Source organism: Paenibacillus sp. GYB003, assembly GCF_036577625.1.
Taxonomy (GTDB): domain Bacteria; phylum Bacillota; class Bacilli; order Paenibacillales; family NBRC-103111; genus Paenibacillus_AB.
Genome location: NZ_JARBDC010000032.1, coordinates 40,946 through 62,226, shown reverse-complemented (window position 1 = coordinate 62,226; position 21,281 = coordinate 40,946). Strand labels below are relative to the sequence as shown.

Here is a 21,281-nt window from a genome sequence, read left to right as displayed (position 1 = left end):
ACCGTAATCGCTCGTCTTCGGACCGGTAAAATGCTTTCCAATCTTTACATTGGATTCGGGAATGATATAGTAAAATAGCAATAGAAACTGGATGCAAGCGGGGTAGCGGCGAATGGGCATATTGGATTTATTGAACCAATGGAAAAATTCGCAATGCATCATCGAGATGCACTACATCCATGCCGGGCACAAGAAAGTGGCGCATGGGAGAGTATACTCGTTCGATGCGGAACGGCAAACGATTTTGTTTTACGACGAGGATAAAAAAAGCGTCGAAAATATTTCGCTGACGCAAATCGAGGATGCGCTGTCGGCCGAAACGAAGCGGACCGAGGCCGACGTCGGCGAATCGGTTCGACCCGAGGACGGGAGCAAGAAGCGGCAGGAGCAGCAAGAGCAGGAGCATGCGGAACCTTCGGTCGGGCAGACGGACAAGCATAACCCGGAATCGACCGCCGGGAAGGAATCCGGCCCTAAAGAGCTTCCAATCAAGGAAGAGCTTTTGCTGCTGATCGACCGATTGCCGATCGACGACCTGAACGCGCTGTACCCGATCGTCCGCCATTTGGCCAAGCGGCAAGAGACCAAAGCGAAGGGGGCGAATTGATGGCTTGGCGAATGCAAAAAACCCGGCTTGGCCGGGTTTTTGCAATTCGTTCTTCCATTTCGTCTTACATTTTCATGACGCCGCCCTGGCTGGCGTTCGTAACGAGAGCGGAGTAACGGGCGAGATAGCCGCGTTTGATTTTCGGCTCGAAGCCTTTCCACTCCGCGCGGCGGCGTTCCAGCTCCTCGTCGCTGACCTCGAGCGTAATCGTCCGGTTGTTCATGTCGAGCTCGATCATGTCGCCGTCGCGCACGAACGCGATCGGACCGCCCTCGGCCGCTTCCGGGGAAACGTGGCCGATCGAGATGCCGCGGGAGGCGCCGGAGAACCGGCCGTCCGTGATGAGCCCGACCTTCGTGCCGAGGCCCATGCCGACGATTTGCGACGTCGGGGCGAGCATTTCCGGCATGCCCGGACCGCCTTTCGGCCCTTCGTAGCGGATGACGACGACGTGGCCTTCCTTCACTTTGCCGTTCGCGATGCCGGCCAGCGCTTCGTCCTGCGAGTCGAAGCAAATCGCCGGTCCGCGATGGTAGCCGCCGACCGATTTGTCGACCGCGCCGACTTTGATGATCGAGCCGTTCGGGGCGAGGTTGCCGAACATGACGGACAGGCCGCCTTCCTTGCTGTGCGGATCCTCGATCGACCGGATGACGGTCGGATCGGTAATGTCGCAGCCGGCGACGTTTTCGCGAAGCGTCTTGCCGGATACGGTCATCACGCTGCCGTCCAGAGCGCCTTCCTTCTTGAACAGCTCGTTGATGATCGCGCTGACGCCGCCCGCATTGTGCAAATCTTCGATGTGATGGTCGGATGCCGGCGCGAGCTTGCACAAGTACGGAACGCGCTTCGCCACTTCGTTGATGCGCTCGATCGGATAGTCGATCTCCGCTTCGCGCGCCAGCGCGAGCGTATGCAGCACCGTGTTCGTGGAGCCGCCCATCGCCATGTCGAGCGCGAACGCGTTGTCGATCGAAGCTTTCGTCACGATGTCGCGCGGCTTCAGGTCCAGCTTGATGAGCTCCATCAGCTGCTTCGCCGATTTTTTCACGAATTCGCGGCGTTCCGGTGCGACGGCGAGAATGGTGCCGTTGCCCGGCAGCGCAAGGCCGAGCACCTCGGCGAGACAGTTCATCGAGTTGGCGGTAAACATGCCCGAGCACGAGCCGCACGTCGGACAGCCGTATTGCTCGAGCTCCTCCAAGCTTTTCTCGTCGATTTTGCCGGTCATGTAAGCGCCGACGCCTTCGAAGACGGAGGTGAGCGAGATGGCGCGGCCGTCCTTCGTCCGTCCGGCTTTCATCGGCCCGCCGCTGACGAAGATCGTCGGGATGTTGACGCGCAGGGCGGCCATCATCATCCCCGGCGTAATTTTGTCGCAGTTCGGGATGCACACCATGCCGTCGAACCAATGCGCGTTCACCATCGTTTCCACGGAGTCGGCGATAATTTCGCGGCTCGCCAGCGAGTAGCGCATGCCGATATGGCCCATCGCGATCCCGTCGTCGACGCCGATCGTATTGAATTCGAACGGAACGCCGCCCGCTTCGCGAATCGCTTCCTTGACGATGCGGCCGAATTCCTGCAAATGGACGTGACCCGGTACGATGTCGAGATACGAGTTGCATACCGCGATAAACGGTTTGTCGAAATCCTCTTCCTTAACGCCCGCGGCGCGCAGCAAGCTGCGGTGAGGCGCGCGGTCGAATCCCCGCTTGATCATGTCCGATCTCATTTTGGCTTTAGACATAAAGCATGTTCCTCCTCGATTCCAACATGAAGTAGTTCGGCACGGATGCGTCGAATAAAATAACTATATTCTATCTTATCAAAAAAAAGCGAAATATGCTCTATTTCCGTCACAGTTTTATTCGGGAAGCGGGTTCGGCGGCAGCGCAGGAACAAGCGGAGATCAAATCGAAATAGATTCTATCGAATCGAACACGAAAGGGGAGACTCGCGCATGCTGACCGGAGTCGTGCTGGCGGGCGGGAAAAACCGAAGAATGGGCGGGCGCCCGAAGGCGCTTCTGACGATCGGCGGGGAAACGCTCGTCGAGCGGCAAATTCGCCTGATGTCTCCGGTATGCGGAGAAATCGTGATCGTCGCGAACGACGGCGGCCCGTTTGCGGGGTTGGCCGGCGAATCCGTGCGGGTCGCCAAGGACGTCTACCCCGATTCGGGCCCGCTCGGCGGCATTCACGCGGCGCTGTCCGCCGCCCGCGGCGAATGCGCATGGATCGTCGGCTGCGACATGCCGTTCGTTTCGGCGGACGCCGCCGCGTACATGCGGAGCCGGCTGCGGCCGGAGCTGGACGCCGTCGTGCCGCGAATCGCGGGCCGGCTGCAGCCGCTCCATGCGGTGTATCGAACGGCGTGCGCGGCGGCCGTTCGCAAGCTGCTGGAGGCGGGGACGCTTCGCGTGACGGCGCTGCTCGATGCCGTTCGCTGGGAGGCGGCCGAGGAAGACGAATTCGTCGAACGCGGCATCGATTCGCGGTTTGCGGTCAACGCGAATACGCCCGAGGAGTGGAGCGAAGCGCTGCGGATGGATGCGGACGCCTCGCGGCGCGGCTGAGCGGCTGCGGCGGCGCATCCGACCGGCGACCGGCGGCCGCCCTGTTTCAAACGTCATAAAGCCGGGAAGTTGAAAGCTTTGTCTCCATTGAGAGACAAAGCTTTTTTCGTTTCGGCCGTAAAGCGGCGCGAAGGCGTCGATTTCCGCCGGAGAACCCGTCACGTTTCTATTATTTTGCGCATATTCTGATAGAAACAAGGCGGGGGGAGGGATCGGTCGCCATGCAGCAATTCGGCTTCAGCAGTGCGGTCGGCATCGTCGGAGCGGCGTTAAACTACATGTTCGGGGGCTGGAGTGAGTTGGTGCAGCTGTTTTTTCTATTGATCGCGGTCGACTATGCGACGGGAATAGCCGCTTCGTTAAAGCAAGGAAGAGGATTGAACAGCCTGAAAGGGTTTTGGGGCATATGGAAAAAAGGGTTGATGGTCGTCATCGTCATGATCGGCCATCGGTTCGATTTGCTGCTCGGCACGAACCTGTTTATGGTCGGGTTTATTTATTTTTATATGGCTAACGAACTGGTCTCGATAACCGAAAATTGCGGAAAGCTGGGATTGCCGCTGCCGGACCGGGTACGCAAGCTCATCGAAGTGCTGAAAAATAAGCAGGACGACACGAAATAACCGGAACGAATGTCGAAATATATCAAAAAACGTAAAAAAAATATTTATGCTACGGTAACATTTTTCGTTCGGCGCACGTATACATTAGTAGAAGGTCACCATCAGAGCCGCTTGAAAGAAAGAATGCAAAGGAGGCTGGAGAGCATGCCTTACTACATAAGCTACAAAGGGAAAAAACTCGGCTCGCCGCTGACGAAGCACGAGGCGGAGGAGAAGCTGCTCGTGCTCAGCCGCTGCTTCAAGCAGCTGGAAATTATGAAAGAGGCCGCCCAGCCGATCCGGACCGTCTACATGAACGGCAGCCTCGCGGAAACAAAATGAAAGAACCTTTCTTCGGAAAGGTTCTTTTTTACGCATAATGGGCGTCTGCTCGATTAGTCTTCCGAAGTTCGGGGGACGATGCGGAAATTGTCGCCAGTCGGCTTGGCGCTGTACTCCAGGCTTGTGTTCGTATTGTTGGCGATTGCGCGGGAGATGACGTTGTGGAACATCTTTTGCTTGATGAAGGCTACCGTGGCGTATTTGCTGTCGCTGGTCGGATGTTCTTCGAAGTAAATTTTGCCCTGCTTGCTGTCGAGCTTTTTGATTTTATTCAAATTGACGAGATTCGTTTTGTCCAGCAGATCGAAGCCGCAGTCGAAGAAATGATCGTAAAGCTCGGACAACGTGGACAGATGGTAATATTTCTCGTCGAGCGTATGGTAGACGATGTTTCGTTTCTCGATGTTGATATACAAAACGTCGTTTAAGTCGAGCATTACGAGCTCCGTTTCCTGCTCGTTTTTTGCTTTCAGGACGGGGATCATCATGGCTTTTTCCTCCGTTAAAGTCTATTCCGCCTCTATTTTACAACAATTCCCAAAGTGTGACAATCCCCGATCGGCGCTTTTGCGGTTCATTCGTCCCATTTCTTCGAGTACCCTTTATTCAAGGCATAGATGAAAATGCCGATAATAACGACCGTCATGATGCCGAGCAACACCCAAATTCCGACCATTCTTCGCTTCCCTCTCCTCGTGCCGCATGCGAATGTTCTAGTTTAACTATACACGATAATTGTTAAAAAAGGTAGATTTACAGCGAAAAGCAGGACGGAACGCGAAGACGGGACGCCGAAAACGCCGTTTTCGCCGACGGCTTCCGCGCGGTCCGGCGCTCGCGCGTTTTCTTGACGACGGCAACCGGCAAAGCTAAACTGATGAAGACGACAGCGGCTTTTTCGACGGATCGGCCGCTTTTCAATCGGTAGGATGGTGAAACGAATGTACGGGTTGCCGGCGGCAGCGAAGCTGGAAATGGAAGACATCGGGCAGGCGATGTTCGTAGTGCTCATTATCGCGCTTACTTTTATCGCGGTCATCGTATGGGCCAAATGGAACAAGCGCAAGCGCGGCGGAAAGTAGGGGGAACGGTATGTATTATGTCAATCATGAGCAGATCGGCGAAAGGCTGAATATGATTCCGGTGCTGTCCGAAGCGGCCGAAAGGCTGGCGGCGGAATGGGAGGGCGACCGGCCGGACTTGATCCGGATGCTGGCGCAGGAGCGCGTGCTGCACTTGTCCGTCGAGCTCGTAACCGATGTGGGCAGCTTGCTGATCGACGGTTTTTTGATGCGGGACGCGAGCAGCTACGAGGATATCGTGGATATCGTTTACGGAGAAGGCGTGTTCGCGAAAGAGCTGTACGAGCCGCTGCAGCAGCTCGTTCGATTGCGCAAGCCGCTCGTGCAGGAATACGCCCGCGCCGAAAGGGACAAGCTTCATCCGCTTACGGCCCGGCTGCCGGAGCTGTTGACCGAATTCGGCGAGTCGGTCCGGCGGTTTATCGAGAAAGAATTGGCATAAAAGGGCAGCGGCGGGCATGCATCCGAGGCGATGCGCCTCCGCTTCCGCCTATTTTTGAAACAATGTTGTTTACTAATTTACGAATGTCCGTTTTTGCGGTAAAATGACGATAAGCGCGTATCCGCCTGTTCGGGTGCGCCAGCAGACAAGGGGGGGCGTGAGCGAGTTGGATATGGAACAGGAATCCTCCACCAGAAAAACGATCGTTAAAATGCTCAAGACCAGCGGACCCCTCGGCGTAAGCGAAATGGCCAAACGGCTGGCTATCACCGAGATGGCCGTACGGCGCCACTTGAACACGCTCGAGCGGGACGGCTATATCGATTCGCATATCGTTCGGCAAAGCATGGGCAGGCCGATGCACGTATATCGTTTGACCGAAGCGGCAGAAGATTTGTTCCCGAAAAATTACCATACGCTGGCGCTCGATTTGCTGGGCGAGATCGACGGCGGGCTTGTCGCCGAGCTGTTCGGCAAGCGGAAGGAGCGGCTGCTTCACAAGTACGAGCCGATCATGGAAGGCAAGACGCTGGAGGAGAAGGTCGAAAGTCTCGCGGATATTCAAAACGCCGGCGGGTATATGGCGAACTGGGAGCGGACCGAGGGCGGTTTCGTGCTCCAGGAGTTCAATTGCCCGATCTCGCAGGTGGCGGGACAATACGGCGAAGCTTGCGAATGCGAGCAGCAGCTGTTCGAGGAGCTGCTCGAGACGAAGGTGGAGCGGACCGAATGTTTGGCCAAAGGCGGCGGCAAGTGCGTCTACCATATCGCGGCCGATAAAAAGGGGAAGTAAACGCGAAACACCGGCGAACACCGTCCTTCGGACGGGCAGCCGGTGTTTTTGCTTTCGCGGCGCGCAAGTGGCGGCTTCAGGCGAGGCGCCTTGTCGCAAGCCTTATTCAATTCCGCGGGGCCGGCACATTGGCGATCAGCTGCGCGGCGCGCTGCCGGACCCAATCGAAGTTTCCCGCCGCGATTTCGTTGAGGTTGACGACATAGCTGCCGATGCCGACCGCATGGCAGCCGATGTCGATAAAGTCGGCGATGTTTTCCGTGTTGACGCCGCCGACGGCGACCATCGGGATATGCTTCAGCGGCCCCTGCAGCTCCTTGATGTATTCGAGCCCGAGGCTCGCGCTCGGAAACAGCTTGACGGCCGTCGCGCCCGCTTTCCAGGCGCGCACGACTTCCGAGGGCGTCATTGCGCCGGGGAAAATCGGGATGCCGGCATCGCGGCATCGCCGGATGACGTCTTCGTCCGTGTTCGGAGTGACGATGAACGAGGCCCCGGCCTCCAGAGCGGTTTGCAAATCGTCGGTATCCAGGACGGTGCCGGCTCCGATAAACATCCGGTCGCCGCAAACGTCCTGCAGCCGGCGGATCATACCGGGCGCTCCCGGCGTATTGAGCGTAATTTCGAGTACGGTTATGCCGCCTTCGAGCAGCGCTTCGGCCAGCCGTTCGACATCGGCTTCGCGAACGCCGCGGACAATGGCGATAATGCGGGTGCGACTGATTTCGGACAATCCTTGCTCGCGTTCCATGACTTTACCCCTTCTGCGTAAAATGTGACCGCTGCACGCGGCTGTCGCATATTCGGACGGACACTATGCTCTCTATTATAGCTTGACCGGGCGAAGCCGTCTAATGCGCGGCGCCGCGACGGCCTCGGCCCTCCCGAATATTCGGCGCAAACAGGCCGGGTCGTGACGAGCGTCGACAATTTTTACGATTTTTTTTGCGATCGGCTGTGTCAAACGAATGCCGATGAACTTATAATAAACTTAGAACTGGGCATTCGCCCTGGCAGCAAACTCCGGGATGTATCCCATCCACCATGCGACCGTGAGCGGGACGCTCGCCGGACTTTCGGGAATCGAATCGCGGGTAACAAGAGAGGTGAAGCCGTCATGATCATTCAAATAAGCGTAGCATGCATAGCCGCCGCCTTTATCGTTCTGGTCGTCTTTCTCGTCGCCGCACTGCAATCCGCCAGAGCTTCCTTGAAGCAAGTGAACGAGACGCTCGCCCACATCGACGCGAAAATGGACGCGATCAGCGGCGAAACCGTGAAGCTGATGCGGCAGACGCAGCAAATCGCCGATGACGTGCAAGGCAAAATGAAATCGCTGGATACGCTGTTTCATTCCATCGGGCAGGTCGGAGAATCGGTCCATCAAATTACGGCTTCCGTCAAGCAAGTGTCCGCCACCGTATCGAATTCGGTCCGACTCGCCGGGGAGAAGGCGGTCAAGGAGCGGAATACGACCGCGGAGCTGGTGGAATGGGCGTCGCTCGCCGTCCATTTGTGGCGCAAATGGCAATCCCGAAAACAGCAAAGCGAATCGCGGCCGTCAAAACGAAACGAAAGGGATGATAGCGATGTCCGAACATAGCGGAAGAGGGAAAGATTTTTTGCTCGGCGCCATCGTCGGAGGCGTTCTCGGCGCCGTAACGGCGCTGCTGCTCGCTCCGAAAAGCGGCAAGGAGCTGAGAGCGGACATCTCCGAGCAGGCGCACCTGCTCGGCGAAAAAACGCAGGCGCTGGCGGAGACGGTCGGCAGCAAGACGCAGGTGATCGCCAAGCAAGTGTCGGAGCAAACCGGCGAATGGGTGCAAAAAGCGAAGGAAGTCGTCGAGTCCGTATCGGAAGAAGTGAAGGCGTGGAAGGAAGCGCGCAAAGAGACGGCGACCGCTGCGGAAGAGGAAATGATGCCGGCCGACGCCGACGTGCTCGTGCGGCGCGAATTGAAATAGACGCGAAGGCGCGAAAAAAAGGCCCCGGGATCCGGGGCCTCTGCTTTTTCAACGTTTTCGCGCGGAGGGCCGAATGCGGAAAAAACCGGCGAGCCGGACAATTTCGAACGGACGCCGGGGACGCTAATTCGTCGAAAGCGGCCGTTTTCAAAGTTTAACGGACACCACGGCGCGGCATTACCATTTGGACGGGTCGATTTTGCTGATGTCGAGCCCTTCCCAAATGTTGCGGATCGGCGCGTGCGCCGGATCGTCGAAGACGAGAAACGCGGTCGGCAAATACCGTTCGCCGTACGGACTGGCCGGTTTATTGACGATCTCGTTGTTGTGAACGAGCACGGTCGAGGAGCCTCCGTCCAGGTTCGCGGCGATAATCGCGCCTTTCTCCAAAAAAATTTGCTGGATGTCGTACAGCGTCGCGCCGATGCTGTGCGGCTGGCGCCCGTCGACGATCGCGAACAAAATCGTGCCGTCGGCGGTTTGCGCCATGCAGGTGCGCGGTGCGATGCCCCAGCCGTCCGCCGGGCTTTTGATCAGCCCTTTGCCGTCGTTGATGAACTTCGGCGTGAACGTGACCGCCTCCTGCACGCCCATCTCGAGCATTTGCTTCGGCGTATACCGGCCGGCGACCATCCGCCCTTCCTTGTCGATGCCGACGATCGAAGTCGGCGTCGTCATCGAGCCGTCGTTGTAAAAAATGTTGCCTCCGGAAATGACGATGCCGGTCGGCTGAAAGCCGTTGCCCTTCCATTCGGGGTCGACGAACCCGCCCGCGTTGACGCCGGCGATCGCCCCGGTCCGCTTTACCATGCTCGACACTTTCTCGCCCTTGCCGACTTTGTCCGGAACGGCGAGACGAATTTTTTTCGGGTCGCGGACGATAAGCAGGTGGCCTTTGAACTTCGGCCCTTCGATGGCCTCGATCTTGACGGGCGGCTCATCCGGCTTTTTCGCTTCCTCCCGCGGCGTCGGCACTTGGACGCTGATCGTGCTCGTCGTTTCCGACATTTTCGCGAATTGCTCCGTATATTTGGCGACTTGCCGGTCGAGCCCTTCCTGACCGATCAAATATTTCGCCCAATGCCGGTGCTGGGTCGTAATAAGCGTATCGGCCATCATATAGCGAAGCTCGGTGCCGGATGCGGTCAAGAAAAACCAGCCGCCGAACAGCGCGCCCGATATCGCCGTCAAAATCGTCAAGTTTCGCAGCAACCGCCATGCCCGCCGCTTTTTTTTCCGTTTTCTCGAACGCTGCGGCACCGGCGGCGCGGTCGTGCGCTGCACAGGTTTCGGATTCATCGAAATTCCTTTCTAATACCGGTTTGGGAGTTCAATACAATTGACGTACGAATCGACAAAAAGTTTCAAATCGATCGCGGCGTCTCCTCCTTTCGGCCCGCTTCGGCGGCGCTGCGCGTCGGTTTCCAAACGGAGCTTCGATCCTCTATAATAGAGAAGGAGTGCGAAAGGGAGAAAGGTTGGAGAGGAGAGCACGCGTAACATGCGCAAATTCATGGCCGAAAACGGCCTTCATCTGTCATGGGCGATCGCGCTGGTCGCCATGCTGGGGAGTCTGTATTTTTCCGAGGTCAAAGGCTACTTGCCTTGCAAGCTGTGCTGGTATCAGCGCATTTTGATGTATCCGCAAGTATTCCTGCTGGGCATCGCCGCGGTACGCAAGCAGCAGGTGTACATGTACGTGCTGCCGATGACGATACTCGGGGGATGCATTTCGCTCTATCATTATTTGATGGAAAAGACCGACTTGTTCCCGTCGAACTCGTTCTCGTGCGGCATCGTTCCTTGCGACGCGCAGTATATCAACTGGTTCGGCTTCGTGACGATCCCGTTTTTGGCGCTGACCGCGTTTACGCTCATTACGGCCATTCATCTCGTTCTTTGGCGCATCGATCGGACCAAGAACGCATAATCGCCGAAATAAGGACAACCGGCCTACAGGGATACGTCCCTTCGCCGTCGAATACGTAGCAACGCGAGGAGGGATCGCATGCGCAAATGGAGTTCGTTACTGGCAGCCGCTCTCGCGGCCGCCACGCTGCTTGCGGCGTGCTCGAAGACCGCGGAGGAAGGCGCCGGCGTCCCGCAACCGAATCCGGAAACGAAGCCGGTTCAGCCGCAGACGGAAAGCAAGTCGCCGTCCGATCCGGGCAAGCCGGCGTCCGAGCCGGTCAAGGAAAGCAAGCCGCTCGAGGAGCCGAAAAAAGAGCCGGAGGCGGCGAAGCCGGAGGCGGCGAAGCCGGACACGGCGCCCGCCGGACAAACGGTGCAGTCGCAAACGTACCAGCCGCCGAAGCAAACGGCCAAACCGACGGTCGCGGACAAAAAAGGGGTTTCCTGGTACTACATGAAGAAGAAAAAAGGCGAGGTGCCCGGATTTCCCGCCGAGGTAAAGCAGCTGAAGCCGGGGCAAAAGGCCGTATGGGTCGGGGAAGGGAAAAAAGTATACTTGACGATCGACGTCGGCGGAGAGCTGCTCGATTACAAGACGCTGCTTAAGGCGCTGCGGGACAACGACGTCAAGGCGACGTTTTTCGTCACCGGCTATAATTTGAAAAACAATCCGGACTATATCAGGCTGCTGCGCGAGGAAGGCCATACCGTCGGCAACCATACGATGACGCACAAGGATTTCACGACGCTGACCGACGAGCAGGTGAAGAAAGAAATCGAGGAGTTCGAACGGCTGTACAAAAGCATTACGGGCGAAGAGCAGATCAAATATTTCCGCTTCCCTTACGGCAAATACAGCCCGCATCTGCTGACGCTGCTGTCGGACCTCGGCTATACGTCGTATTTCTGGTCGACCGCGATGAAAGATTGGGAGCCGCGCAAAAACGGGGCGGACGACGCCTATAACGACATTATCGGCAATTTGCACGACGGCAACATCATTTTGATGCATCAGGCGTCGAAAGAAAACATCGAAGCGATGGACCGCATTTTGAAGGAGATCAAAAAGGAAGGCTATCAATTCGGCACGCTCGACGAGCTGCAGAAAAAATAAGGCGCATCGCATGCCGCTCCCGGACGCCCGTCACCCGGTACGTTTCCTTCGGCCCGCTCATATTGTAGTATGTAGTCTTCATCTGCCGAGGAAAAGGAAGCGATATCGTGCGTCAAGCGATCGCCATATTGGATTCCGGGGTAGGAGGACTGACGGTCGCCAAAGAAGTGATGAGGCAGCTGCCTCAGGAGGAAATCGTCTACTTCGGCGATACCGGGAGGGCGCCGTACGGTCCGAGAGCCGCGGATGAAGTGTTACGCTTTACGGAACAAATTGTCGATTACTTGCTTCAGTTCAATCCGAAAATGATCGTAATCGCATGCAATACGGCGACCGCGATCGCGCTCCACCATATCCGTTCGCAGGTGGACATCCCGGTCGTCGGCGTCATCCAGCCGGGGTCGCGCGCGGCGATCAAGGCGACGAAAACCGGCTTCATCGGCGTCATCGGCACGGAAAATACGATAGCGAGCGGCGCTTATCCGAGGTCGCTTCTGGCGATCAATCCGAACGCCCGCGTCGTCAGCCTCGCCTGTCCGAGCCTCGTGCCGATCGTGGAGAAGCGGATGTACCGGTCGGAGGAGGCCGGGCAGGCGGTGTGGAAGTCGCTTCAGCCGCTGCTCGGCAGCCCGATCGACTGCTTGATACTCGGCTGTACGCATTATCCGTTTCTCGCGCCGATCATTTCCAAAGTGCTCGGGCCGCGGGTGGCGATCATCAGCTCGGCCGACGAAACGGCCCGGGAAATCAGCACGATTTTGCATCATCGCGGACAGCTCGAGCAGTCGGGAGCCGTTCCGGTGCACCGTTTTTTTTGCAGCGGCGACCCGGGGACGTTTCAGGCGATCGCGCTCGAATGGCTCGGCGAGCAGATCAAAGTGTCGCCCGTATTTTGGCAGATGACCCGTTTATCCGGTTCGTGACAATCGCATACGGACGAAAGCAAGGCGCCTGCGACGATTCGCGGCGCCTGTTCGTTTTTTGTCGCGTCAAGGCTTGGCTTGGCGGGCCCGTCGGAACAGCCATACGCATACGAGTCGCCAGACGGTCATAAAGGCGGCGATTAGCGGGAAAGCTACGACGGCGAACGTTCCGGCGGGCGGTCTGCCGAGCAGGAAGGAACGAAGGAGCAGGCCGACCGGTACGGCGACCAAGCAAGTCAGCAGCGCGTACATAACCGCTTTGCCCGGGGCCGCCACGGCGGATAACCGGTAGGTGCGGCAAACGAGCAGGGCGACGATCCAGCCGATCGCGAACGGGAAAGCGGTTTGCAAAGAGGCCGAAAGCGAAAACGCCAGGTCGTGGTCTTCGCGGCCGGCGAGCACGAATACAAAAAGAACGAGCAAATCTCCGCAAGCGAGAAGCAGCGCAGGCACGATTGCAAAACTCCTTTATATATATGGGCGGTAAGCCGGCGGTCGCGGCGAGGAGACGAACGGGAGGGACGAAAGGCGCATGATCCGCAAGCTGTTGTCGTACAAACATTGGAGCGGCGTCGCGCGGCGCGTTATCCGGCTTCTCGCTTCCCGGTCGGTGCCGGTCCGCGAAAAGCTGCTGTTCGGCATTCCGGTGCTGCTGTACTGGGTGCTGCCCGACGCGCTGCCGTTTCTCCCGCTCGACGATATCGCCATCACGATGATCGCGATGAACTGGTTCGCCGCGCGCGCCGAGCGCAAATACGGCGAAACCGGCGCCGCCGGCTTGCACGACGAACGAAAATGAAGCGAGCCGGAAGGCGGCGCGCCGGACGCGGGCTTACTGCAAATGTTTGTCGTATTCTTCCTCGGGCAGCCGGATCCATTTGCGCAAATAGCCCTGGTCGTACAGCGCCTTCACCAAAATGATGAGGACCGGCGACAAAATGACGCCCGCCACGCCGAACAGCGACAGCGAGACGATCATGAACGACAGCATCGTGAAGGCGGACACGCCGAGCGAATCCCCGGTAATTTTCGGCTCCAAAATTTGCCGCGTCCCGACGACGAAGGCGAGCAGCACGATAAGCCATATGGCCAGCTTGATATTGCCGACGACGAACAAGTAGATGATCCACGGAATAAACACGGTCGATACGCCGAGCAGCGGCAGCACGTCGAAGACGGCCGACAGCAGCGCGATCGAAAACGCGTTGTCGACGCGGAGCAGCAGCAGGGCGACGAAGACGATTCCGAACGTCAGCGCGATCAGCTTCGACTGCGCCTTCACGTAAGTGACGATTCCTTTCAGCACGTTTTCCTTCAGGAAAAAAAACGCGGTTTTAAACGTCCGCGGCGTCTTTTCGTTCGCGAGCCGTTTCCACGATTCGATTTCGATGCTGAGGAAGTAGGCGAGAATGATGCCGACCACGAAGTTGAACACGAACGAGGAGACGGACGTCAGCATCCCGAACAATCCGCCCAGAAACGTCGTCGCCAGCTTCGCGCCCTTATCGGTGACGATCGTCGAATATTCTTTCGCGCGGTCGACCCAATCGGCCGGAAGCGCCTCGAGCTTCGACTGCCAATACCCCATATTGCCGACGATCTGATGCTGAAGAACGAGCGCGTACTCGGGAATTTTTTGAATGAGCTGGTACAGCTGCGCCGTGAAAATCGCGCCCGCGCCGATAATGACGCTGAGCAAAATCAAAATGAACAGCAGCGTCGAGATCGTCGTCGCGAGCGTTTTCTTCATCCCTTTCCGGTTCAAAAACCTCGCCAGCGGCTCGATCATCGCATAGATGACGAGCGCGAGGAAAATCGGGGTCGCGATCCGGTACAAATAGCTGAACGCCAGCATGAACAAGTAAACGGTCAGCGCCATGAGCGCTATGTCGAACGCGGTCTTGTAATATTTTTTATAAAACGATAGCATCGCGGCACCTCGGCGAAGGGATTATTCTCCAACATTTTATCGTTTTGCGCAGGGGAAGTCCACAAAAGTTAGACGATGCCCGCAAAACGTGGTATCATTTTGAGAGTGGACTAAGGCAAGCATAACAAGGAGTGGAACGGATGAACGTCAAAATTACGAGAAACGCGGCGAAGGTGCTGCTAAACGAATTGGCGCAGGAAGAAAACAACGGCTTGAAGGTACGGGTCAAAGTCGACTTTACGCACGGCAACCACGTGCATTACGCGCTCGGATTGGACGAGCCTACCGAGGACGATATCGTCGTCGCGACGGACAAAGGCATCGACGTCGTTTTGGAGAAAAACGAGCCGATGCTCGACGGCGTCAAAATCGACTATTTGTATTTGCCGAACGAAGGGTTTTTCATCACGAACCCGAGCAAAGGAAATACCGGCGACCATTAATCGGCGCCTGCGAAGGAACCGGGATATGGCGAACGATATACGCATTTGCGACAAATGCAAGCATATGAAAATGAAGACGGCGCTGCCGAAGCTGCGGAAGCTTGCGCCGGACGCGGACATCAAGGTCGGCTGCAAGTCGTACTGCGGCCCCTGCTCGCGCGCGGCGTTCATTTTCGTCAACGGCCGATACGTCACCGCCCCTACGGAAGACGAGGCGATCGAGAAGGCGAGCAAGCATATTAAAGCGGCGGCATACAAATGAGACGGTCCCCGGCGAAAGCGGGGCCGTCTTGTTTTGTGGCGGGACGTTCCGCCTAACGGCGTGTTTTCGGAGCGCCGGGCGGCCGGGTCCGTCCGCGCGACGGCTGCCGGTTGCGCAATTTCAGCAAGTAGGCTCCGTTCAGCAGCCCGGCGATTCCTCCGAACACGAGGACAAGCTGCAGCCATACATCGTCTCTTTCGTAGAGCAGGACGAGCGCCGAGGCGGTAGCGAACGCGACGGCGATCGCGAGCTCGACTGCGGCGAGAATCAGCATTCGTTTGCTGCGCATCAACAATCTCCTTTTTTATAAGGCGATATAGTCGGTCGTTCGATCGTATCTATCATATCAGAAAACGGGCGGCGCGGATAATGAACGCAATCGGCGGTACGGGCGCGAGGGCCCCCGCAAAGCGGGGACGGGCTTCGAAGCCTATTCCGAGAGAACGCGCAGGCCGAGAAGAACGTTTGGGAGGAGAACGGAAGCATGGAAGCAATCGTCGTAATCGTCGTCGTCGCGATCGCCGTTTTGGCGGTGGCGGCAAGCGCTTCGGGGAGGAAGAAGCGCGCGGCCGGCATGTCCGGCGGCGGGCAGTCGTCCGGGCGGAAGGTGCCGGCTCCGGGTCAAGCTCCGCGACCTTACGGGACGGACGGTCTGCCGACAGGTCTCGGACTCGCGCCGGGCATCCCGCTCGAGGAGACGGCCGGACAGCTGGAGCTCGCTTTCGAGGAAAATTTCGGCCCGCAGCTGAAGCGGCGCGTGCTGGGCAACCATCCGCGGATGTCGGAAGCCGAATACGAATGCAAGCTGCTGGAGCTCAAACGGTATATGCTCATGAACGCGGTGTTGAAGCAAGTTCCGATGTTCAGTCCCGAGGTCGACGTCATATGGCACGAGATGCTCATGTTCACCCGGGAGTACGAACGGTTTTGCCGACATTGGAACGGCCGGACGGTGCACCATGCGCCGCACGGGGAGCCGGTCGAGATGGCGGGAGAGCGGGCCTGGTTCGATTGGGTGTACAGCGCCCTGTATACGCCTACGCCGTACAGCGGCCGAATATGGCGCGGCTTTTTCCGCTATCCGCTCGACAAGCGGCTTGTCGGGACGCTGGGGGGCGATTCGGAGGAAGCGATCGTGGCCGCGTTGTTTAACGCGAAGGCGGCCGAATACAACCCCGAGGTGGAGCGGACGATCGCCCTGCTGATCGGGAAAGCGAAGGAGCAGATCGCGCAGGCCGGTGCGGCCGGGGAAAGTCCGGATCGGCTGCGCGCGCATATGGAGCGGCTTCGGTCGTCGCGCCCGGCGTCTGCCGACGCGATGTCCGGCGCGACCGCGTTCGGCATGCTCGCTACGTCGATGATGCTGTTCTCGGTCGTTGACCCGTTCGGTTACGAGCGGCATATGGAGGAAGTCATGCCGGAGGAAGAGAGGAAGAACCAGTCGGCGTGCGGAAGCTCCGGATGCTCGGCGTCCTATGCCGGAGACGGCGGCGCCGACGACCGTTCCGACGGCGGCTCGGATGGCGGCGCGGGCGGCTCGGACAGCGGCTCCGGCGGCTCGTCCTCGTGCAGCTCGTCTTCCTGCTCGTCCGGATGCGGAGGCGGCGGCGGGGATTGACGGCCGTCGCAGCAAAAAACGCACGCTCCGAAATGCCGGAGCGATGCGTTTTTTTGCTTTATGTCCCGCCGGCGACGGTTGCCGCTTGGAGGGAGGGACGGCATTCCGCGGACTCCGCCGCGCCGTCGTCCCCGCAGCCGCCGATCAGCGCGAAGCCGAGTACGATCAGCGCGACGGCGTAAGCGTAAACGAACCATTTGTTGTTCCAATCGGGCATAAGGCGAGCCTATGCGTTTTGCCGCGCCGGCTCGATTTCGTCGAGGAACGATTGCAGCGCGTCGCGGAGCCTTTTGCTCGCCCCCTCCTCGAGCGTCAAGCGGCCTTCGTCGTCCCGCAGCACTTGGGAATCGACGATAAAAGCGCCGGCCTGGAGCCGGGTTGCGCCAAGAGCGGAGAGCACGGGCTTCAACGAGTAGTCGATCGACAGCAGATGCGCGATCGTCCCGCCGATGGCGATCGGCAGCACCGTTTTGCGCGCGAGCGCCTTTTGCGGCAGCAAATCGAGAAACGTTTTGAGCAGCCCCGTGTAGGCCGCCTTATAAACCGGCGTGGCGATCAGGACGGCGTCGGCCCGCTCGACCAGGGCGACGGCTTTCAGCACGTCGGGGCTGTCGAATTGGGCGTGAACGAGGTCGTGCGGGGGCAAATCCCGGACGAGCAGCCGGTCGACGGAAGCGCCGCCTTGCTCCAAAACCGTTTGCGCGTAATCGAGTATGCCGTTCAACCGGGAGGTCGGCGTCGGGCTGCCGGATACGATGACGATACGAGCCATAAGGAAACACCAGCTTTCTGCGTAATGGATATTTGCGGGAATCGAAAAAAGGCTTTCGACGCAGGACGCCGCAAAGCGGGGCGCCGCGCGAAAGCCTCCGGTCGTTCGGTCGACTTAGCGGGTTTGCTGTTTCAAAGCGTCGGAGCGGTTCCGGGCTTGATTCAAGGAAAGCGAATCGAACCGTTTCCGTTCGGTCCGTTCGATTTGCACGATTTTGCCGTCGTGCACGATAATTTGCACATTGCCGTATTCCAGTCCCCTCACGCTGTTCAATATGCGATCCGCCCACACGTCGTCCACTTGAACCGCATTGCTCATAACTCATTCCTCCGTTTTCGATGGATTCGATTGATGGCTGGAACATTGGCGTATCCCGGAGCCGCATCGATCGGTCGGCTCGAAATCGAAGCCGCATCCGTTCGGCTTTCGGGTATAGCCCCGCTCTTTCTGACTATTCCTATAAATGTAGTTGGAATACTATGTAGGCATCGTAACATCGCTTCGGAACGCTGTCAATCCGATTCGGAGATGTTGTTGGAATGAAGGAAAGGCGGCTGTCCGCAAAGGACGGAGGGCCGAGCGGACTGTCTTTTCCGCGCGGGTGGACCGGCGCCGGCGGCGCTTTCGTTCAAAATGGCAGATTGGCTTCGCGGGTCGGGAAGGAATTTTTCGGTACATCGAAACAATCCGTTCTTCGGCGAAATTCGATCCGTGTATGATGGGGATACAAACGCAACCGATTTGCAAAACGGAGGGATGGCCGGATGGACGAAAGCGCGTATTTGGCGAATTGGCGATCGGTGCTTGCGCGCAGAGCGGCGCAGGCGGCCGAAACGTTCGGCGGGGTCGCCGGCGTTAAGGCGCTGCTGCTCGGAGGCAGTCTCGGGGGAGGGGAGCCGTGGCCGCTTTCGGATATCGATATCGTTCCGATTTACGACGACGGTCGCGAGCTCGAAGCGAACGGGCGCATTCAAGAGCTGAGAACGGCGTTGATCGAGGCGTGGGAACGGGAAGGATGGCGGACCGCTCTGGACGTCGGGACGCTTTATTTATCCGCGGCGACGGCGAAGGAGCTCGCGCGCGCCGATGCCGGCGCCGCCGAACGGCTTCTGGGGGACCGCTCCGTGTATCACATCGTGGATAAAGCTTACAACGGACAAGCCGTATATGATCCCGACGGGATCGGCCGCGACGTCGCGCACTGGATTCGGCGAAACCGGTTCGACGCCGAAATCGCCGGCATGCGGAAAGCCAAACTGAAGGAGCGCTACGCGGAAAACGGTTCGCTGCTGGACGAAGCGATCGCGCTCGGCCGGCGGTCGGCGGCGGCCTATTTCATGAACGAGGCGGTCGAGCTGCTGCGGACGTATTTGCTGGAAAGCTGGGGGGAACGGGACAACTCGTTTGCGCGTCTCGGGTCGAGATTCGAGCGGCTGGCCGAGCGGAAAGGCGTCCGGCATATCGCCGACCGGTTCAACGCATGGAAATCGCTGGACGACGCGTCTGCCGCCAGGCGGATCGCATGCGCGCCGGAGTCGGTCCGGAACCGGCACCGGCTGTCGTATGCGTGCAGACGAATGGTCGGCGAAGACGTAAGCGACATTCAGGACGCCCGCGACGTGCTGCGCGTGTTCGGACGTTACGAGCTGCGCCGCGCGATGAACGGCGATCCGGAAGGGGCCGATGCGCCGTGGCTGGCCATTCCCCGGGAAATGTCGGCGCTGCGGCAGACGCAGGCGGAGCTTCTGCAGGCAAGTCGCGACATTTTTGCGGGGAACATCGGAGGTGGCGGCCATTAACGCGAAGCCGATCTATTTCGTGCTGTCGGATAACGGAGGGGAGCGGGTGTTCGCGCCGTAGGCAGAAGGCGAGGCCCGCATACCGACGTCTGAGAGACAGCTACTGGCTGACGGAAATCAGGGAAGCGGCAGGCTGGCGAACGCCGCCGTTCGGCTCGCCGGACGCTTGGACGCTCGAGCGCAGGCAATATGACTTCGCGCGCGTCGTGCGAAGGCTGATTCGCGAGGGCGGGCCGGCTTAGAAGAGGCGCGAAACATTTTAAACTTACATATTGACAATGTATGGTTATTGCGATACGATGAGGACATACCCATGAATGTACTTTGCTGTTGGCGGGAGCGGAAAGGTAAGCCCTTTCCCTTCCGCTCTTCTTTTTTTCCGGTAAGTCGAGGGATAGCGGACGTTTGCTTGCGACGAGGGGAACGTATACCGGACGCCCCGATGGAAAATAATACTCCTTATGGAATTCGAATAAGGAGGGATCGCCTTTGATCAGAACGATGACCGGCGCGCTGCTTGCGCTGCTGGCCGTGCTGCTGAGCGTGCTGCCGGGCGGCGAAACGCATGCCGAGCCGGCCCGCGACCGCGCGCTTCAGGCGGCGTTCATTCGCGGCGGCGAGCTGTGGATGAAGCGGGACGGAGCGGACGAGCGGCAACTGACGAACGGAGCGAACGCGCGCGCCCCGAAATGGTCGGCGGACGGCCGGTTCGTCGCTTACGCGGGCGGCGATAACGGGACCGACCTTTGGGTATACAGCCTGGAGAGCGGAAGGGCGTTTTCCGTTGCCGGCGGCGCGGCCCAATACGAATGGTCGCCGGATCGGAACCGGCTCGCCTTCGTCATAGACGCGGTTTTGAACGTGGCCGACATCGAGCGGGGCGGAGCGAAGCCGTTTCGCAACGTGACGGGGGGCGTCGGCAGCTATTCGTGGCTTCCGGACGGGAACGGGTTTCTCGTCTCGTCCCCGGCGGAGCTGCTTCCGTCCGGCTGGAGCCGCGTCCGGCTGTTTGTCGTACCGGCGGACGCCGGCATGGACCCGGCGAAGGCGAAGCCGTTTTTCACGCTTCCCGCCCAATCCGACAGCTTTTTCGCCGTGACCACGAGCAGCTTCAAATGGTCGCCGGACCGCAAATGGATTTCGTTTCTGGCGATTCCGACCGCCTCCTTGTCGGCCGACAGCGATACGCTGTGCGTCTTGTCCGCCGACGGCAAGACGTTCCGAACGGTCGCGGTCATGATCCGGCGGAACGAGTGGCAGCGGTGGGCGCCGTCGCGAAATTTGCTCGGATACATCGAAGGCGAAGGCCGGTTCGCCATCCAAAACAAGCAGCTGCAGGTGAAGGAGTTTCCGGTTATCCGCCGAGTGCCCTACACGCCGAAAGGGTACGCGGACCGGGATTTCGTATGGGAAAACGACCGGTTCATCGTCGTCTCCAGGTCGAAGGAGGCGGAATGGTCGAACGATCCGGCCGCGCGGCCGCTGCCGGCGTTAGTGCGCGTCGACGTGCACAACAACGACCGGAAGCAGCTGACGTACCCGCCGGAGGGCAGCGGCGATTTCGATCCGGCCAGCCTGGAGCGGGGCAAAAAGCTCGCCTGGGTGCGGACCGACCGGACGCGGGCGGCCGTATGGCTCGCCGGCGCGGACGGCGCGGATGCGCGGCCGTACATTTCCGCCGTCGACATGGCGGATTCGTATTACGAAGCGTACGACTGGGGCGACGTCATCGCCTGGTACGAGCCGCGGGCATAAGCGAGGCAGGCAAACGAAACAAGCTTCCGGCCGCTGTACGGAAACGGGCGACGGAAGCTTGTTTGTGCCGCGAACGGCTTTATTCGGTTCGTTTTTTCCAATGCGCCAGCTTTCCGTTCGTCCCCGGTGCGGATCGGCGGTTTTGCTGCTGCTTCGGTTTGTTTTGCCGGTTTTGGTCCGAATGGGCGGCTTCGAACCGTTTCCGTTCGGTCCGTTCGATTTGCACGATTTTGCCGTCGTGCACGATAATTTGCACGCTGCCGTATTCCAAGCCCGACACGCTGCTTAAAATGCGTTCCGTCCAAACGTCGTCCAATTGCACCGATGTGCTCATTCCCGATCCC

General features: G+C 58.9%; 29 protein-coding genes. 18 read left to right on the top strand and 11 right to left on the bottom strand.

The window, feature by feature from the left end:
• Nucleotides 1-112: 112 nt before the first annotated feature.
• Nucleotides 113-607, top strand: a complete 495-nt coding sequence (locus tag PV407_RS11150) for a hypothetical protein (RefSeq protein WP_332089996.1) — start codon at nucleotides 113-115, stop codon at nucleotides 605-607.
• 64 nt (nucleotides 608-671) lie between these two features.
• On the opposite strand, the gene ilvD is transcribed toward PV407_RS11150, so the two are convergent.
• Nucleotides 672-2,357, bottom strand: coding sequence for a dihydroxy-acid dehydratase (gene ilvD / locus PV407_RS11145; protein WP_332089995.1), 1,686 nt, complete (start codon nucleotides 2,355-2,357; stop codon nucleotides 672-674).
• 213 nt (nucleotides 2,358-2,570) lie between these two features.
• On the opposite strand from ilvD, the gene mobA reads away from it, so the two are divergent.
• The 3 genes from mobA to PV407_RS11130 all read left to right on the top strand — a co-directional run bounded on the left by mobA (nucleotide 2,571) and on the right by PV407_RS11130 (nucleotide 4,129).
• Nucleotides 2,571-3,185 carry a molybdenum cofactor guanylyltransferase gene (gene mobA / locus PV407_RS11140; protein ID WP_332089994.1) on the top strand — a complete coding sequence of 205 codons (615 nt, stop codon included), beginning with the start codon at nucleotides 2,571-2,573 and terminating at the stop codon, nucleotides 3,183-3,185.
• Nucleotides 3,186-3,406: 221 nt separating this feature from the next.
• Nucleotides 3,407-3,808 carry a phage holin family protein gene (locus PV407_RS11135; RefSeq protein ID WP_332089993.1) on the top strand — a complete coding sequence of 134 codons (402 nt, stop codon included), beginning with the start codon at nucleotides 3,407-3,409 and terminating at the stop codon, nucleotides 3,806-3,808.
• A 144-nt stretch (nucleotides 3,809-3,952) separates the two neighbouring features.
• Nucleotides 3,953-4,129, top strand: a complete 177-nt coding sequence (locus PV407_RS11130; RefSeq protein ID WP_332089992.1) for a hypothetical protein — start codon at nucleotides 3,953-3,955, stop codon at nucleotides 4,127-4,129.
• Between the two features lie 53 nt (nucleotides 4,130-4,182).
• Here PV407_RS11130 and PV407_RS11125 read toward each other — a convergent pair whose 3' ends face one another.
• Complete coding sequence (locus PV407_RS11125; protein ID WP_332089991.1) at nucleotides 4,183-4,617, bottom strand: LytTR family DNA-binding domain-containing protein; 435 nt, start codon at nucleotides 4,615-4,617, stop codon at nucleotides 4,183-4,185.
• Nucleotides 4,618-5,070: 453 nt separating this feature from the next.
• Here PV407_RS11125 and PV407_RS11120 point away from each other — a divergent pair, with 453 nt between their 5' ends.
• The 3 genes from PV407_RS11120 (at nucleotide 5,071) to PV407_RS11110 (ending at nucleotide 6,446) form a co-directional block, all read left to right on the top strand.
• Nucleotides 5,071-5,211, top strand: coding sequence for a hypothetical protein (locus PV407_RS11120; protein ID WP_332089990.1), 141 nt, complete (start codon nucleotides 5,071-5,073; stop codon nucleotides 5,209-5,211).
• Nucleotides 5,212-5,221: 10 nt separating this feature from the next.
• Nucleotides 5,222-5,653, top strand: a complete 432-nt coding sequence (locus PV407_RS11115; RefSeq protein WP_332089989.1) for a DUF86 domain-containing protein — start codon at nucleotides 5,222-5,224, stop codon at nucleotides 5,651-5,653.
• Between the two features lie 172 nt (nucleotides 5,654-5,825).
• Nucleotides 5,826-6,446: a helix-turn-helix transcriptional regulator gene (locus PV407_RS11110; RefSeq protein WP_442951646.1), complete on the top strand. Its 621-nt coding sequence runs from the start codon at nucleotides 5,826-5,828 to the stop codon at nucleotides 6,444-6,446.
• Nucleotides 6,447-6,552: 106 nt separating this feature from the next.
• Here the strand turns inward: PV407_RS11110 and PV407_RS11105 are convergent, their stop codons facing one another.
• Nucleotides 6,553-7,197 carry a bifunctional 4-hydroxy-2-oxoglutarate aldolase/2-dehydro-3-deoxy-phosphogluconate aldolase gene (locus tag PV407_RS11105; protein WP_332089987.1) on the bottom strand — a complete coding sequence of 215 codons (645 nt, stop codon included), beginning with the start codon at nucleotides 7,195-7,197 and terminating at the stop codon, nucleotides 6,553-6,555.
• 366 nt (nucleotides 7,198-7,563) lie between these two features.
• On the opposite strand from PV407_RS11105, the gene PV407_RS11100 reads away from it, so the two are divergent.
• Both PV407_RS11100 and PV407_RS11095 read left to right on the top strand, forming a co-directional pair.
• Nucleotides 7,564-8,049 carry a DUF948 domain-containing protein gene (locus tag PV407_RS11100; protein WP_332089986.1) on the top strand — a complete coding sequence of 162 codons (486 nt, stop codon included), beginning with the start codon at nucleotides 7,564-7,566 and terminating at the stop codon, nucleotides 8,047-8,049.
• A complete protein-coding gene (locus PV407_RS11095) occupies nucleotides 8,036-8,410 on the top strand; it encodes a YtxH domain-containing protein (RefSeq protein ID WP_332089985.1) in 375 nt (124 codons plus the stop codon). Before PV407_RS11100 ends, PV407_RS11095 begins: the two co-directional genes overlap by 14 nt.
• A 177-nt stretch (nucleotides 8,411-8,587) precedes the next feature.
• On the opposite strand, the gene PV407_RS11090 is transcribed toward PV407_RS11095, so the two are convergent.
• On the bottom strand, nucleotides 8,588-9,709 hold the full coding sequence (locus PV407_RS11090; RefSeq protein WP_332089984.1) for a phosphodiester glycosidase family protein: 1,122 nt from the start codon (nucleotides 9,707-9,709) through the stop codon (nucleotides 8,588-8,590).
• 202 nt (nucleotides 9,710-9,911) lie between these two features.
• Between PV407_RS11090 and PV407_RS11085 the strand changes: the two genes are divergently transcribed.
• The 3 genes from PV407_RS11085 to racE all read left to right on the top strand — a co-directional run bounded on the left by PV407_RS11085 (nucleotide 9,912) and on the right by racE (nucleotide 12,358).
• On the top strand, nucleotides 9,912-10,340 hold the full coding sequence (locus PV407_RS11085) for a disulfide oxidoreductase (RefSeq protein WP_332089983.1): 429 nt from the start codon (nucleotides 9,912-9,914) through the stop codon (nucleotides 10,338-10,340).
• 78 nt (nucleotides 10,341-10,418) lie between these two features.
• Entirely contained in the window at nucleotides 10,419-11,435 is a 1,017-nt protein-coding gene (locus tag PV407_RS11080; RefSeq protein WP_332089982.1) for a polysaccharide deacetylase family protein, read from the top strand.
• 107 nt (nucleotides 11,436-11,542) lie between these two features.
• Nucleotides 11,543-12,358, top strand: a complete 816-nt coding sequence (racE, locus tag PV407_RS11075; RefSeq protein WP_332089981.1) for a glutamate racemase — start codon at nucleotides 11,543-11,545, stop codon at nucleotides 12,356-12,358.
• Nucleotides 12,359-12,424: 66 nt separating this feature from the next.
• On the opposite strand, the gene PV407_RS11070 is transcribed toward racE, so the two are convergent.
• Nucleotides 12,425-12,811: a DUF3054 domain-containing protein gene (locus tag PV407_RS11070; RefSeq protein ID WP_332089980.1), complete on the bottom strand. Its 387-nt coding sequence runs from the start codon at nucleotides 12,809-12,811 to the stop codon at nucleotides 12,425-12,427.
• 79 nt (nucleotides 12,812-12,890) lie between these two features.
• Between PV407_RS11070 and PV407_RS11065 the strand changes: the two genes are divergently transcribed.
• Nucleotides 12,891-13,157: a hypothetical protein gene (locus PV407_RS11065; protein WP_332089979.1), complete on the top strand. Its 267-nt coding sequence runs from the start codon at nucleotides 12,891-12,893 to the stop codon at nucleotides 13,155-13,157.
• A 33-nt stretch (nucleotides 13,158-13,190) separates the two neighbouring features.
• On the opposite strand, the gene ytvI is transcribed toward PV407_RS11065, so the two are convergent.
• A complete protein-coding gene (gene ytvI, locus PV407_RS11060) occupies nucleotides 13,191-14,288 on the bottom strand; it encodes a sporulation integral membrane protein YtvI (RefSeq protein WP_332089978.1) in 1,098 nt (365 codons plus the stop codon).
• 140 nt (nucleotides 14,289-14,428) lie between these two features.
• Between ytvI and PV407_RS11055 the strand changes: the two genes are divergently transcribed.
• Together PV407_RS11055 and PV407_RS11050 are read left to right on the top strand one after the other, a co-directional pair.
• Nucleotides 14,429-14,731, top strand: coding sequence for an iron-sulfur cluster assembly accessory protein (locus tag PV407_RS11055; protein ID WP_332089977.1), 303 nt, complete (start codon nucleotides 14,429-14,431; stop codon nucleotides 14,729-14,731).
• A gap of 25 nt (nucleotides 14,732-14,756) precedes the next feature.
• Nucleotides 14,757-14,993 (top strand): DUF1450 domain-containing protein, encoded by a 237-nt coding sequence (locus PV407_RS11050; RefSeq protein ID WP_332089976.1) that lies wholly within the window; start codon nucleotides 14,757-14,759, stop codon nucleotides 14,991-14,993.
• A gap of 52 nt (nucleotides 14,994-15,045) precedes the next feature.
• Here PV407_RS11050 and PV407_RS11045 read toward each other — a convergent pair whose 3' ends face one another.
• Nucleotides 15,046-15,282, bottom strand: a complete 237-nt coding sequence (locus tag PV407_RS11045) for a hypothetical protein (protein ID WP_332089975.1) — start codon at nucleotides 15,280-15,282, stop codon at nucleotides 15,046-15,048.
• 195 nt (nucleotides 15,283-15,477) lie between these two features.
• Here PV407_RS11045 and PV407_RS11040 point away from each other — a divergent pair, with 195 nt between their 5' ends.
• Nucleotides 15,478-16,611: a hypothetical protein gene (locus PV407_RS11040; RefSeq protein ID WP_332089974.1), complete on the top strand. Its 1,134-nt coding sequence runs from the start codon at nucleotides 15,478-15,480 to the stop codon at nucleotides 16,609-16,611.
• 58 nt (nucleotides 16,612-16,669) lie between these two features.
• On the opposite strand, the gene PV407_RS11035 is transcribed toward PV407_RS11040, so the two are convergent.
• The 3 genes from PV407_RS11035 to PV407_RS11025 form a co-directional block, all read right to left on the bottom strand.
• Nucleotides 16,670-16,828, bottom strand: coding sequence for a hypothetical protein (locus PV407_RS11035; RefSeq protein ID WP_332089973.1), 159 nt, complete (start codon nucleotides 16,826-16,828; stop codon nucleotides 16,670-16,672).
• Nucleotides 16,829-16,837: 9 nt separating this feature from the next.
• The gene (ssuE, locus tag PV407_RS11030; RefSeq protein ID WP_332089972.1) at nucleotides 16,838-17,383 is read right to left on the bottom strand and encodes an NADPH-dependent FMN reductase; all 546 of its coding nucleotides are present in this window, start codon (nucleotides 17,381-17,383) and stop codon (nucleotides 16,838-16,840) included.
• Nucleotides 17,384-17,497: 114 nt separating this feature from the next.
• Nucleotides 17,498-17,701 carry a YezD family protein gene (locus tag PV407_RS11025; RefSeq protein WP_332089971.1) on the bottom strand — a complete coding sequence of 68 codons (204 nt, stop codon included), beginning with the start codon at nucleotides 17,699-17,701 and terminating at the stop codon, nucleotides 17,498-17,500.
• 446 nt (nucleotides 17,702-18,147) lie between these two features.
• Here PV407_RS11025 and PV407_RS11020 point away from each other — a divergent pair, with 446 nt between their 5' ends.
• Together PV407_RS11020 and PV407_RS11015 are read left to right on the top strand one after the other, a co-directional pair.
• Nucleotides 18,148-19,182 (top strand): hypothetical protein, encoded by a 1,035-nt coding sequence (locus PV407_RS11020; RefSeq protein WP_332089970.1) that lies wholly within the window; start codon nucleotides 18,148-18,150, stop codon nucleotides 19,180-19,182.
• A gap of 489 nt (nucleotides 19,183-19,671) precedes the next feature.
• Nucleotides 19,672-20,937 carry a TolB family protein gene (locus PV407_RS11015; protein ID WP_332089969.1) on the top strand — a complete coding sequence of 422 codons (1,266 nt, stop codon included), beginning with the start codon at nucleotides 19,672-19,674 and terminating at the stop codon, nucleotides 20,935-20,937.
• A gap of 79 nt (nucleotides 20,938-21,016) precedes the next feature.
• Here PV407_RS11015 and PV407_RS11010 read toward each other — a convergent pair whose 3' ends face one another.
• A complete protein-coding gene (locus PV407_RS11010) occupies nucleotides 21,017-21,271 on the bottom strand; it encodes a YezD family protein (protein ID WP_332089968.1) in 255 nt (84 codons plus the stop codon).
• Nucleotides 21,272-21,281 lie beyond the last annotated feature (10 nt).